This is a genomic window from Chloroflexus sp. (assembly GCF_056331925.1).
The window spans coordinates 54,886-68,181 of record NZ_JBWGQH010000016.1; the positions used below are offsets into that span (position 1 = coordinate 54,886).

Below are 13,296 nucleotides of genomic sequence, written 5' to 3' on the forward strand. Positions count from 1 at the left end.
TTACCAAGTGATGATACGTTTACCATGGTAAGAGTTTTTGCGGTTTATTATCGGGTAATAATATTCTCACCGTTATAAGTGCCTTTATGGAATAGTTTATGCCGGTTGTTATTAACCTCACCAGTGCGTCTCACGGTGGCACCAGCTCCAGTTGCGGCACCGGCGACCACAGGAGTTGTGGGCCGGATTGCGGCTGCGGTTGCCCATATACCGGTATGGTTGAACGGGGTCGGGTTGAGCCGGTCGCGTTGATCGAACAATGCCACCCCAACCGATGGCTCGCGCTCGTCATCCCTCCCGGCGAAGACGAAGAGCATCCTGAGCAGGCAATGCTGGTCGCTTACAGTAGTGACCCTGATGAGGTATGGGACGCGGTCAGTCGGATCACGTTCAACCAAGTCGTGCATGTCTATTTTAACGGTGCGCTCGAAGCGTTTCTCGAGCAGTTCGAGGATATGTAGCACCGGTCTTGTCTGCGTCGCTAGTATCGAGCGTGCCGTGACAGTCGTGTGATTCTGATCCTGAGCATAGCCGTATGTTGACCGTGGCCGATTACCTTGCCCAACCGCACGTCCCGCCCGATAGACGAGTATGGTATGGATCGCATCCCGATCAGTTTGGTGATCTGTACGTCCCTGATACGGAGCAGCCGATACCGGTTGTGATCCTTATTCACGGTGGTTGTTGGCAAGCGGTCTACGATCTCGCACCACTCGGCGAGTGTTGTGCTGCACTGCGTACCGCCGGATATGCCGTGTGGAGTCTTGAGTATCGTCGGTTGGGTAACGGTGGTGGTTGGCCGCACACCTTTCACGATGTTGCGGCTGGCGCCGATCACGTGCGGGAACTGGCTCAGGAGTATCCACTCGATCTTTGTCGGGTCATTGTTGTCGGTCATTCAGCCGGTGGTCATCTCGCGCTTTGGCTGGCAGCACGGCCAAAACTTCCCTCTACTAGCCTCTTGTACACTACCGATCCACTACCGATCCGTAGCGTTGTCGCACTGGCTGCCGTGGCCGATCTGGAACAAGGTATCACTGCTACAGGCTGTGGCGCTGCCTGTGCCGACCTGATCGACGATGAACCACAGCGATACGCTGAGGCTTCACCGCATGCATTGCTACCGCTCGGCGTTCCACACCGTCACATCGTTGGCAGCGACGATCGCATTGTACCGCCGACCTACCTTGCCGCCTTTGTCGCCGCTGCCTGCACTGCCGGCGATGATGCGCATCTGAGCATGGTGCCGCATTGTGGTCACTTTGAACTAACCACGCCGCATAGCGCAGCTTGGCCGGCAGTGATGGAGGCAATCAAGGCGGGGGGAGAGGGGAGTTGTGCTCCCGCAGCCAACTGACTGTGGCGAATGTTTGGCGGTGACCGTCAGGGTAGGCGAACAGCATTGTCGTAGCGTAATCCTCTGCGTTGAGTGTAATGAGGCCACAACGCGGCGCTATCGCTCGCTGGCGGTAGGTGCATCAGAACGTAGCGGTTCGTACTCAGCAATCCCTGCGTTAAACGCTAGTATCTTGCGCATCTTTTGCGCTGGTCAAACGGTATATCTATAGTAAGGAGCCGCATTTGATCAGATCACAACGATGACAGCGAAAAACAACCAACTCTACAAAAACAAATACCGCATTCCATCTGCACGTGCTTCATGGTGGAACTACGCCGCGCCGGGGCGTTACTTCATCACCTTCTGCACAGCGCAACGCCAACATCTATTTGGGTTTGTGCGCCACGGGCAGATGTGTTTATCGCCGTTGGGTAACATTGTGCGCGAGGAATGGGAACGATCGTTTGATATTCGTGCCGAATTGGTATGTGACGTGTATGTCATTATGCCGAACCACATTCACGCAATTTTGCGAATCATCGATCTACCCACTGATAGGCCGCACGTCCGTGCGGCCCCCAGACCATCCCCTGATCGCAAACGCATCATCCGACCACCCAAATCCATTTCATCGTTCATTGCCGGATTCAAGGCGGCCGCCACCAAACGGATCAATGAATACCGCCAAACCCCCGGCGTACCGGTCTGGCAACCCCGATTTCATGATCATATTATCCGCAATGATATTGCGTATCAACGTATCATGACGTATATCCGCAATAATCCGGTCCGGTGGGAACGCGACCGATTCCGCGGCGAACGGTCCCCGTAGAGACGCACGGCCGTGCGTCTCTACGGGGACCGTCGTTTCGTCATCGGCGTCGTCGACGTCCCGACCGTTCGGCGTCATCGTCGTTCGGTGTCGTTCGTACCCCGAACGTTTTAACAATTTTTCCATATACAATCTGCACTGAAACGCGCTATAGTACATATAGCGCATTCACTGATGCTCTGTTTCATGATGTCGTTGGTACCGATTGCCTATGTCCCGTCGACTTCGCTATCGCTCATCGTCGTCCCACTTTCTCTCTGTGTTATGGCGCTGGTTGAAACGACTGGTGTTTGGAGTATTCGTACTGGTCATGTTTGGCTGTGCCAGTCTGGTCGCACTCTATTTTTACTACAGCCGCGACCTTCCGCCTCCCGAATTAATCGACCAGTATCGCAGCTTTGAGAACTCCCAGATTTACGCCCGTGATGGCTACACCTTGCTTTACGAGGTGATCGGTCTTGGTGTGCGCGTACCGGTAACCCTCGATCGCATTCCCAAAATCCTTCGTGATGCGACCGTTGCCGTCGAAGATGCCAATTTCTACACGAATCCCGGTGTTGATGTGCCGAGTGTTTTCCGCGCTTTCTGGCAAAACGTAACTGCTGGTACAACCGTCTCCGGCGCGAGCACGATAACTATGCAATTGGTGCGCACGATTTTGCTTACCCCCGAGGAGGCTCAGCAACAGTCAATCGAACGCAAAATTCGTGAAGCAATCTTAGCTATTCGGGTCGGACAAGTATATAGTAAAGACCAGATCCTCTCGCTATATCTCAACGAGGTGTACTACGGTGCACAGGCTTACGGTGTCGAAGCCGCAGCGTTGCGCTATTTCAACAAACACGTCTGGCAATTGAATCGTGGCGAAGCGACACTGCTGGCCGGCTTACCACAGTCACCTTCGAACTACAACCCATTTGAAAACTTACCGTTGGCTCGTCAGCGCCAACGCATTGTGCTCGATCGGATGGTCGAAGCCGGCTTCATTACTCCCGCCGAAGCCGACTCTATCTTCGCCGAACCCATTCAGTTAGTCGCGCCAGCGACACCTATCAAAGCACCGCATTTTGTCTTTTACGTGTACGATCAGCTCGTCCAACGATTCGGTAAGGATATGGTGGATCGAGGTGGCTTGCGCGTCATTACTACCCTCGATCCAACATGGCAGAACCAGGCCGAGCAGGTTGTCGCGGCTAAGATGGCCGAATTGCGAGACCGTAATGCGACCAACGCCGGTGTGGTTGTGCTTGCCCCCGACGGCCAGATTCTGGCGATGGTGGGGAGCGTCGATTACAACGCTCCCGATGGTCAAGTGAATGTGACATTAGCGCCACGTCAGCCCGGTTCGGCATTGAAACCTTTCATCTATGCTGCCGCCTTGCAGAGCGGTTGGACACCGGCGACGATCTTGTTTGATATCCCCTCCCGATGGCAAAAGGATGGGGTTGTGTATGAGCCGCGCAATTACGATGGTCGATTTCGGGGACCGGTGAGTTTGCGGACGGCACTTGCCAATTCGCTCAATATTCCGGCAGTGAAAGCCCTCGAACATGTTGGTGTTGAGAATTTTGTCAATCTCATGAGTGCTTTTGGGATTACGACGTTTACCGATCCGAGTCGTTACGGGCTGGCGATGGCGTTAGGCAGTAATGAGGTTCGCTTGCTCGAACTCACCGGCGCTTATGCTGGCTTGCGCGCCGGTGGCCGGCTTGTGCAGCCGGTTGCCATCTTGCGCGTCACGAATAGTCGTAACGAGATTCTCGAGTCGTGGCAACCGACTCGTGGAAAACCGCTGCTTGGTCCCCACAGCGAACAAATCGCCTTTCTCATTACCGATATCCTCAGCGACAACGCAGCGCGCCGATTGGTCTTCGGACGCAACAACGTTATGGAGCTGCCCGGTATCCCGGCGGCAGTCAAAACCGGTACCAGCAACGATTATCGCGATTCATGGGCAATCGGGTACAGTAGCGAGATAGTTATCGGTGTCTGGGTTGGCAATAACGATGGCCGACCGATGGCTGAAGTTGCCGGTGCTAATGGAGCCGGTCTCATCTGGCGTGAATTGATGCTCCGCTACCACGCCCGTCATCAGGCCCGGCCCTTTTCACCACCGCCGGGGATTGTCGAACTCCCGGTTTGTGCTGACACCGGCGGGCCACCTTTTCCTGAATGCCGACAAGTCATTACCGAGCGCTTCTTCGAGAAAAATGGGCCGGTGAGTACAATGACGTATCAGCTTTACCGTGTTGGTGGTGATGGATCGTGTTTGGCAACCCCCTATACTCCACCTGAAGAAGTCCGCACGATCGCTGTGCTAACGTACCCGCCTGAAGTAGAAGATTGGGCTAGGCGGAATGGTTTGGCGCCACCGACCAAGTATTGTCCACAGCCAAACGATCCAGATCGCGCTATCGCTCTGCTCGATCTTAATGAGAGTAGTGTTGTTACGACCACCCTATTCTTCGTCAAGGGTACGGCACGCGGCCCGTTTATCCTTGACATTGGTCAGGGAATAGACCCAACCGACTGGCAGGTACTCAGCCAAAGTAGCCAGCCGGTTGAGGATAATCTGCTAGGGATGTGGAATGCCGGTAACCAGCAGGCGGGTGATTACACCATTCGTCTGCGTGTAACGATGTCCAACGGCAGTGTTATCGAAGAGCGCCGCCGTATCCGTTATGCACCTTGACTTGCAATTAAGGCCTGCTGCCATGCCGCCTCAACCTGTGCTCGTGTCTGTGCTTGTGTTCCGCTGTTATCGATAATGACATCAGCGCGGCTCAGGCGACTCTCTTGCGGTGGCTGAGCCGCGATCCGCGCCTGTGCTTCTGCCGGCGACATCCCCCGCGTAGTTATCAGGCGCTCAATCTGCTGTTCAACCGGGCACGTCACCACCCAGACCTGATCGCATTCATCGGCCCAACCCGACTCGATCAGCTTGATCGCATCGATCACGACAACTGGCCGTTCGACCGGACGTAAGCGCGTGGCGTATGTTCCGGCACCGGCAACTTCGTGAAGAAAGCGTCGGATCTCAGCACGCACCACCGGATGGACAATCGCCTCTAATTGTTTGAGGGCCTGCGGATCGTTAAACACAATCTCTCCTAACTTGCGCCGATCAATGACTCCACCGGGTGCGGTGAGGATATGCGGTCCAAACGCCTCCACAATGGCCTCATAAACCGGGGTTCCCGGTTGTTGCAGACGATGAGTAACACGATCGGCGTCGATGGTACGCGCACCGAGTGCAGCCAGCATCGCCAGAACAGTACTCTTCCCGCAGGCGATACCACCGGTCAATCCAATGAGGAAGATGCCGGGATGTTTCATACCGCCATCTCCACATATTCCTGCAACACCAGCGCCTCATCGGCAATGCCGGCCAGTTCGAGCAATTCACCGATCAGCTCGGCGCGTCGTTCGGCATCACGCCGACTCCATGTGCGACTCTTGATTTCGAGGAAGGGACCGGGATCGGGTTGACCAACCAGTGTATCGAGGTTGATCGCAAAGTCATGGTCTTTGTACAGAATCCGCCAACGCCGCCGTCGTTTCTCTAACTCTTCAATCCGGTCGGGTTGAAAATATTCACGGTAGAAACGTACCGTATGATCGGCGGGAGCGGTGTACCGTGCTCGCGAGATCATCATCGACTTCGATTGATCAAAACGCCGAGCTTCAGCCATCAGGGTAATTGTGTACTTCGGTTGCGGGCGAGCACCGGGATCGGTCCGGTGATCTTCGCGAATGCGGATACGTTCACCGTTGGCGAAGATAAAGTACGTGTCGTATTGGGTGCGCTCACTCGTTTTCGTAATGGTAATCGCCGGGTGATTGAGTAGTGCTAGCACACGCTCGACATCGGCGGGTTGTAGTCGGGCCTTGACTTGAATCTCGAAGATTTCGGCTTGCTGCACGCCACCCAGGGCCAAAATCTTCGCCAACAGGTTGCGTTCGCGCGTAGCGAGAAACTCGTTAATCCGCGCAGCAATCGCTTGCGCACGTCCGATAATTGCATCTTCATCAATAGTCAAGAGATGGCGATCACGCAGCAACAACTTCCCATCAACGAGCACATCACGTACATCGGCGGCTCGGCTGCTGTAGACGAGATGTGAGTAGATTGCATCAGGAGCGTAGGTGTAGCGAGGAGCACTGTGCAACCGCCGCAACTCGACCACCGTAATGTCGGCCCGTTTACCTACTTCGAGGGAACCGACCAGGTGATCGAGGTGGACTGCTCGTGCGCCCCAGCACGTCGCCAGCGCAAATGCCTCGCGTGCCGGTACTGCGGTCGGGTCACCGCTCAATCCCTTTGGCAACAGCGCAGCCAGTTGGATTTCCGTAAACATATCCTGGTCATCATTGCTGGCCGGCCCGTCGGTGCCGAGACCAACCCGCACACCGGTCTCAATCATACGGCGAAAAGGCGCTACACCACTGGCGAGCTTAAGATTACTTGTCGGACAAGGTACAGCACCGGCGCGAGTTTCGCGCAAGAGCCGCAGATCGTCTTCAGTGGCATGCACACAGTGCGCAGCAATGCAGGGCACATCGAACGCTCCCACGCGCTTAGCATAACGGATCGGCGTCACTTCACGGTCGCGAATACTCTCTTCCACCTCGCGTGCCGTCTCCGACAAGTGGGTAATCAGTGGCGCCCCAAACTCAGCACAAAGCGCAGCAGCTTGACGATAGATTTCGTCGGTGCAGGTATAGGGTGCATGTGGTGCAACCGTAGCGATAATCCGTGGATGACCACGCCACTCGGCCATAAACCGACGGGCACGCTCGATCCCGGCATCGAATGAGTCGGCATCAGGTGTTGGCAGGCGCATAACCGTCTGACCACAAATTGCCCGCATCCCGACTTCATCGGCTGCGCGTGCAACTTCCTCTTCAAAATAATACATATCGACAAAGGTTGTTGTTCCGCCACGGATCATCTCGGCACAACTGAGCAGTGTGCCAGTGTAGCTAAACTCAGCATCGACAAACTGACTTTCGACCGGAAACATGTAGCCGAACAGCCAGACATCAAGTTGTTGGTCGGCCACCAAGCCACGTAACAGGCTCATCGGCACATGGGCATGACCGTTGATCAGACCGGGAATAATCGCACAATCACGACAATCAATCGTCTCGGTCGCAGTGTAATGGGCCGCGATCTCAGCACTCGGCCCGACGGCAACGATCATCCCATCACGGATCGCGACAGCACCGTCGGTAAAAATTCGCCACGCTGCATCCATCGTGACGACGGTACCACCGATGAGCAGGGTATCAACACGCTCCATACTTCCTCCTCAACAAGTCCGATGTCTTCTTGGTATTGTACGGGAAAAGCGTGATATGTGCGATCCGTCAGAATCCCGATCTAACTACAAAGTTGTATCACCCGTCCTAAGCCTGATGGAATGCGCTCTATCATCATGTACAATCACACATATCACCCTCTTTCAGATAACGAAAGCAGCTCATGCATCCAGAACCACGTATTACAGATAGGGAGAATGTCACTGCCGTTGTGACATGTACCCAGCTCGAAAAGCGTGTTTTGCGCCTCGCTTGGCCGGTGATCGGCGAAAATGTATTGCAGACTATGCTCGGTGTCGTCGATACGATGTTGGTCGCAGCGCTAGGAGCAGTGGCGCTTGCCGGCGTTGGTGCTGCGTTGCAAGTGATCTACGTCACAACGGCGGCACTGAGTGCGCTTTCGGTGGGAGTAGCGGTGCTGGTTGCCCAAGCGTATGGCGCCGGTCATCTCACCGAAGCCGGTCGCTTGGCCCGGCAGGGGTTGATCTGGAGTGTCCTGATCGGATTACCGATCACCACTATTGGGGTACCGCTCACCCTCGCCCTTATCGGGCTGTTCGGTCTCGCGCCCGATGTTAGTCTAGTCGGGATTGACTATCTCGCCGTGACTATGAGTACGATCACAACTTTAACAATGATGTTGTTGATCGGCGGCGTCTTGCGCGGGGTTGGCGATTCGCGCACACCGATGCTGATCACTGCATTTGTCAACTTGATCAACGTCATCGCCAGCGCTGCGCTGATATTCGGTTGGCTGGGGTTACCGGTGCTTGGTGCTGTTGGTAGTGCGTGGGGATCGGTCATCGCCCGCCTCATCGGGGCGGTAATTATGGGTGCTGTGCTGTGGCGCGGACGAAACGGTGTGCGAGCCGGTGGTGATGGTTCGTGGCGACCACAGCTTGGCGTATTACGAAAGGTGTTACAGATCGGTCTACCGGCCGCCCTTGAAGAAGTCCTCATCATCGGTGCATTCGCATCACTGACACCGGTCGTTGCTACGCTAGGTACGGTACCGTTGGCAGCGCATCGGGTAGCGATTAATGTTCTCTCGCTCTCGTTCCTACCCGGTATCGGTTTTGGTCTGGCGGCAACAGCTTTGGTTGGGCAGAGTATTGGTGCGCAACGGCCTACCGAAGCGCGAATCGTTGCGACAATCGCACTGCGTTGGGCGATTCTCTGGATGGGTGGGGTAGGTATGATTTTTTTATTCGTTGCCGAAGGCTTAGTTCGCCTGTTCAACAGCGATCCGCAGCTCGTTGCCGAAGGGGCTGCGGCAGTACGGATAGTTGCGTTAACCCAACCGGCTTGGGCGGTGACCTTCGCCCTTGGCGGTGCCTTGCGTGGATTAGGTGACACCTTCACCCCACTTGCCATTAGTGGTATGGTCACCTGGCTCTGTGTTGCGTTAGCCTTGCTCATTGTCACGTGGTGGATACCGGCGTTGTGGGGCATTTGGCTGGCCTTTTTGATCCTTGGTCCCTTTGAGGCAGCGTTCTTTTGGTGGAAGTGGAACCAACGAATAACTACATTCCACGCCGCGATGTCTGCGTAATCGCTGAGGAACTAGTTTCTCCTTGTGAGCGTCTTTACTCTGAGACGTGTAATCTACAACTAAGGAGATACTATTATGGAAAATCGTCTTCTCACAACCATTCTCGCCTTAACAGCCCTCATCGCCGTACTGTCACTGGCCGCGGTCGGCCTGCTCCGCCCCGCTCAAACTGCTGTTGCTCAAACCGGCGTCAGCAATATGCCACAGATTGTTGTGATCGGTACCGGTGAAGTAAAGGTCGAACCTGACATCGCGACGGTAACCATCGGTGTGGAGACCAAAGCCCCGACCACTCAAGAGGCACTCTCCCAAAATAGCACGCAGGCGCAGGCGATCATTGAGCGCATTCGCCAACTTGGTATCGACGCCAAAGATATTCAGACAACCGGCATCAACATTTATCCGGTTTATGATGAAAAAGGTCAAGACATTATCGCGTACACGGTCAGTAATATGGTCACGGTCACCATTCGCAATCTGGCGCAGGCCGGCAACTTGATCGATCAGGTAGTAGAGGTTGGGGCGAATCGGTTGTACGGGGTAAGTTTTGGATTAAGTGATCCGGAAGCGGTAATGACGCAGGCGCGTGAGGCGGCAGTTGCCAATGCGCGAGCACGGGCCGAGCAGATGGCGCGGGCGAGTGGTTCATCGCTAGGTCGGGTGCTGTTCATCACTGAAAACTTCAGCGCTAGCCCTATCACGGTGCCGATGGCAGCCGATGCCTACGGTGCCCCCGCAGCTCGCTCGGCTCCACCGGTGCAACCCGGTCAGCAAACCTACAACGCTTCGGTGCAAGTAACGTTTGAATTGCGCTAAACAACCGGGTTATGTCAGCACCCTATCTGGTATAATACCAATAGCCCATTGGAGCAGCGCGGCGTTGTTGCCTAGCCCACCTTGTTGTGGCCGGCACGAACCGCGCTGTTGCTATCTCTCCATAAGTTTAGATGAGAACGCTATGCCGTTTCGGATCGAAGCGCCCTATCAGCCGACCGGTGATCAACCACAAGCGATAGCGAAACTCGTAGCCGGGTTGCGGGCCGGTTATCGTCATCAAACGCTGCTCGGTGCGACCGGCACCGGTAAAACATTTGTGATGGCGCATATTTTTGCCCAAATTCAGCGCCCCACGCTTGTGCTTGCCCATAACAAGACACTGGTCTCGCAACTATGGGCTGAGTTCCGTGAGTTTTTACCTGATGCCGCAGTTGAGATGTTTATCTCGTACTACGATGAATATACGCCCGAAGCCTATGTACCCTCAAAAGACCTCTACATCGAGAAAGAGGCTAGTATTAATGAAGAAATCGACCGTCTGCGTCACGCGGCGACCCAAGCACTGCTAACCCGTCGCGATGTCCTGATTGTCGCTTCGGTTTCGGCGATCTTTGGTCTCGGTTCACCGCACGACTACGGTCAAGAGAAGATTCTCCTTCGTACCGGTGAGGTCCGTAACCGCGATAAACTGTTACGCCAACTGATCGACCTGCAATTTGAGCGTAACGATGTCGACTTTCAACGCGGTACCTTCCGCGTTCGTGGCGATACCCTCGATATTATTCCCGCGAACGCTGAAACCGCCATCCGGGTTGAGTTCTGGGGTGATGAGGTTGATCGGATCGTCGAACTTGATCCGCTTACCGGCGAGGTGTTGCTGAAGCATACGGCGGTTGAAATTTATCCGGCTAAGCACTTCGTTACCACCAAAGAGAAACTACAATTGGCGATTGTAAGCATCCAAGCCGAGCTGAACGAACGGTTGCAAGAATTAGAGGCTGCCGGCAAGTTACTCGAAGCGCAACGGCTTAAACAACGCACGCTGTACGACCTCGAAATGTTGAGTGAAGTGGGCTACTGTAGTGGGATCGAGAACTATTCACGCCATCTCGACGGACGCGCACCCGGTCAGACACCGTGGACGTTGCTCGATTACTTTCCCGACGATTTTCTGATGTTTATTGACGAAAGTCACATCACCATTCCCCAGTTGCGTGGTATGTACAATGGGGACCGTCAGCGTAAACAGACATTGGTTGATTACGGTTTTCGCTTACCGTCGGCACTCGATAACCGCCCCCTCAAGTTTGAAGAGTTTGAGCAGCACGTCTATCAGGTGATCTACGTCTCGGCGACTCCCGGCCCCTACGAGCGAGAAAAGAGTGAACAGATTGTTGAGCAGATTATCCGTCCGACCGGCCTGCTCGATCCGGATATCGAGGTGCGCCCGACGCGCGGGCAAATCGATGATCTGCTCGGTGAGATACGGCGACGGGTAGAACGTAAACAGCGCGTGTTGGTGACGACTCTCACCAAACGTATGGCCGAAGATTTGGCCGACTACCTCAAAGAGATGGGGGTACGCACGATGTACCTCCACGCTGACATCGACACCATCGAGCGGGTAGAGATTCTGCGTGATCTGCGGCTTGGAGTGTATGATGTAGTCGTGGGGATTAACCTGTTGCGTGAGGGGCTTGATCTCCCTGAGGTGAGTTTGGTGGCGATCCTCGATGCGGATAAAGAGGGGTATCTTCGCTCAGAGACATCGCTTATTCAGATCATTGGTCGAGCGGCGCGGCATATCGAAGGTAAAGTAATCATGTACGCTGATACCGTTACCCGTTCGATGGAAGCCGCCATTCGTGAGACGCAACGCCGACGTGAGATTCAGATGGCGCACAATGTGCGTCACGGCATTACGCCACAAGGGATCGCAAAAGGGGTACGTGATTTGACCGACCGCATTCGTAAGGTGGCTGAAGAGCGCGGTGAGTATGTGACTACCCCGGAGACTGCCGTATCGGTTGATCTGCCACGTGATGAAGTGTTGAAGCTGATCAAAGACCTCGAGAAGCAGATGAAACAGGCCGCCAAAGAGCTTGCCTTTGAGAAAGCAGCGGCGTTGCGTGATCAGATCATCGAGCTGCGACAGGCTTTAGCACTGACTGAGTAGCGAGCACGCTATGGCCGTTCAAGTCTGGATCGGCGAAAAGCCGGAACATCCACAGGAACGTCGAGCAATCCTTGCCTTGGCCCAAACCCTCGAAAAACTTGAGGGTCTGTTCCTTATTCTTTCTAATTTCAGTGTTGGTGGGCGCAGCATCGATTTGGTCATCATTAAGCATGATGCAATCGTTATTATCGAGCTGAAACATTGCGATGGACGGGTGATCGGGAGTGTTAACGGTCCGTGGATTGTTGAGGGGCGTAACGGTGAACAGAAACGCCTCAACCCCGGTCGGAAAAACCCCTACAATCAGGTTATTTCCTATTTTCACGCGCTCACGAACTTCCTCAACGAACACCGGCGCGAGTTCCTTTCTGAGCAGAAAGCGAACACTATCGACTTTCGTACCTGCAAGCGACTCATCGTGATTGCTCCCCGCATCGAGGAGGGTTCCCAACTTGATCTCGATTGGAAAGTCGAAGTACGCGGTCTCGATGAGTTGCCGGCATATATGATTACCGAACGCTCCTCAGAGATTGAGTTGAGTGAAGAAGAGATGTTGGCTATTCCAAAGTTGCTTCACTGCACACCATGGACCGAACTGAATGAGGTAGTACAAAATGAGCAACCGGCCGAATCACCAACATCAGTAGTACTACCGTGGTATACCCAACTCTGGCGGACGTTGCAGACGACGACAGGTCGTTGGGCAGTAGCTTTTGCCGGGCTTGCGTTGGTCTTGCTCCTCTTCCTCTTCTTGCCACCACCGGCGCCTATCCCACGCGCCGATGCTCCATCGGCAGTCTTATCGGTTGGGACGCCATCCGAAGGGTCAATCCTCAGCTTCAACACGACAATGAGTGTGTGTCGTTGGAATGGGTACCAGTTAATCGGCAAACGGTGGGATGCCAAGAGTCAGACGTGGCAGAATGTCGCTGTGGCTGAGGCAACCACCGGAGCTTCTCCTGATATTATCGTGGCGCTCGAACAGGTTGACGCATGTGGTGCCTGGATCGAGATGACGTGGAGTGTGCAAAACAATACTGCCCGTCCGATTAATCTGCCGTTGCGCAACGATAATATCAAGATTAGTGATGGACTTGGCAATGATTACCCACTCTCGAACAACGATTCGCGTCCGAGTACGATAACTGTGCCGCCTGGGGGGCGGCAGCGTGGTGTAGCGGTCGTGCGTCGGCAGTTGGCGGCTAATGCTAGCCTATTGCGGATTACCGTGCTTGATCAGCCCTTTGGCGAGGCCAGTTTTATCATCCCGTTGCAGCCGTAAGTGATAAGCCAACAAA

Annotated in this window: 10 protein-coding genes; 8 read left to right on the forward strand and 2 right to left on the reverse strand. The window is 54.7% G+C overall.

Annotated elements, in window-relative coordinates:
• Positions 1-98: 98 nt before the first annotated feature.
• The 4 genes from AC01ZF_RS09995 (at position 99) to AC01ZF_RS10010 (ending at position 4,863) form a co-directional block, all read left to right on the forward strand.
• Complete coding sequence (locus tag AC01ZF_RS09995) at positions 99-461, forward strand: hypothetical protein (protein ID WP_424676471.1); 363 nt, start codon at positions 99-101, stop codon at positions 459-461.
• Positions 462-535: 74 nt separating this feature from the next.
• Positions 536-1,357, forward strand: coding sequence for an alpha/beta hydrolase family protein (locus AC01ZF_RS10000; RefSeq protein WP_424676472.1), 822 nt, complete (start codon positions 536-538; stop codon positions 1,355-1,357).
• A 241-nt stretch (positions 1,358-1,598) separates the two neighbouring features.
• The gene (locus AC01ZF_RS10005; RefSeq protein ID WP_428111794.1) at positions 1,599-2,171 is read left to right on the forward strand and encodes a transposase; all 573 of its coding nucleotides are present in this window, start codon (positions 1,599-1,601) and stop codon (positions 2,169-2,171) included.
• Positions 2,172-2,382: 211 nt separating this feature from the next.
• Positions 2,383-4,863, forward strand: a complete 2,481-nt coding sequence (locus AC01ZF_RS10010; RefSeq protein WP_476575332.1) for a transglycosylase domain-containing protein — start codon at positions 2,383-2,385, stop codon at positions 4,861-4,863.
• On the opposite strand, the gene coaE is transcribed toward AC01ZF_RS10010, so the two are convergent.
• Together coaE and AC01ZF_RS10020 are read right to left on the reverse strand one after the other, a co-directional pair.
• Positions 4,851-5,507 (reverse strand): dephospho-CoA kinase, encoded by a 657-nt coding sequence (coaE, locus tag AC01ZF_RS10015; protein ID WP_424676274.1) that lies wholly within the window; start codon positions 5,505-5,507, stop codon positions 4,851-4,853. The genes AC01ZF_RS10010 and coaE overlap by 13 nt on opposite strands.
• Complete coding sequence (locus AC01ZF_RS10020) at positions 5,504-7,474, reverse strand: amidohydrolase family protein (protein WP_424676275.1); 1,971 nt, start codon at positions 7,472-7,474, stop codon at positions 5,504-5,506. The genes coaE and AC01ZF_RS10020 overlap by 4 nt, the downstream gene beginning before the upstream one ends.
• 182 nt (positions 7,475-7,656) lie before the next feature.
• Here AC01ZF_RS10020 and AC01ZF_RS10025 point away from each other — a divergent pair, with 182 nt between their 5' ends.
• The 4 genes from AC01ZF_RS10025 (at position 7,657) to AC01ZF_RS10040 (ending at position 13,280) form a co-directional block, all read left to right on the forward strand.
• Positions 7,657-9,045 carry an MATE family efflux transporter gene (locus AC01ZF_RS10025; RefSeq protein WP_476575333.1) on the forward strand — a complete coding sequence of 463 codons (1,389 nt, stop codon included), beginning with the start codon at positions 7,657-7,659 and terminating at the stop codon, positions 9,043-9,045.
• A 75-nt stretch (positions 9,046-9,120) separates the two neighbouring features.
• The gene (locus AC01ZF_RS10030; protein WP_424676277.1) at positions 9,121-9,861 is read left to right on the forward strand and encodes an SIMPL domain-containing protein; all 741 of its coding nucleotides are present in this window, start codon (positions 9,121-9,123) and stop codon (positions 9,859-9,861) included.
• Positions 9,862-10,003: 142 nt separating this feature from the next.
• A complete protein-coding gene (gene uvrB, locus AC01ZF_RS10035; protein ID WP_428111798.1) occupies positions 10,004-11,998 on the forward strand; it encodes an excinuclease ABC subunit UvrB in 1,995 nt (664 codons plus the stop codon).
• A gap of 10 nt (positions 11,999-12,008) precedes the next feature.
• A complete protein-coding gene (locus AC01ZF_RS10040; RefSeq protein ID WP_424676279.1) occupies positions 12,009-13,280 on the forward strand; it encodes a nuclease-related domain-containing protein in 1,272 nt (423 codons plus the stop codon).
• Positions 13,281-13,296 lie beyond the last annotated feature (16 nt).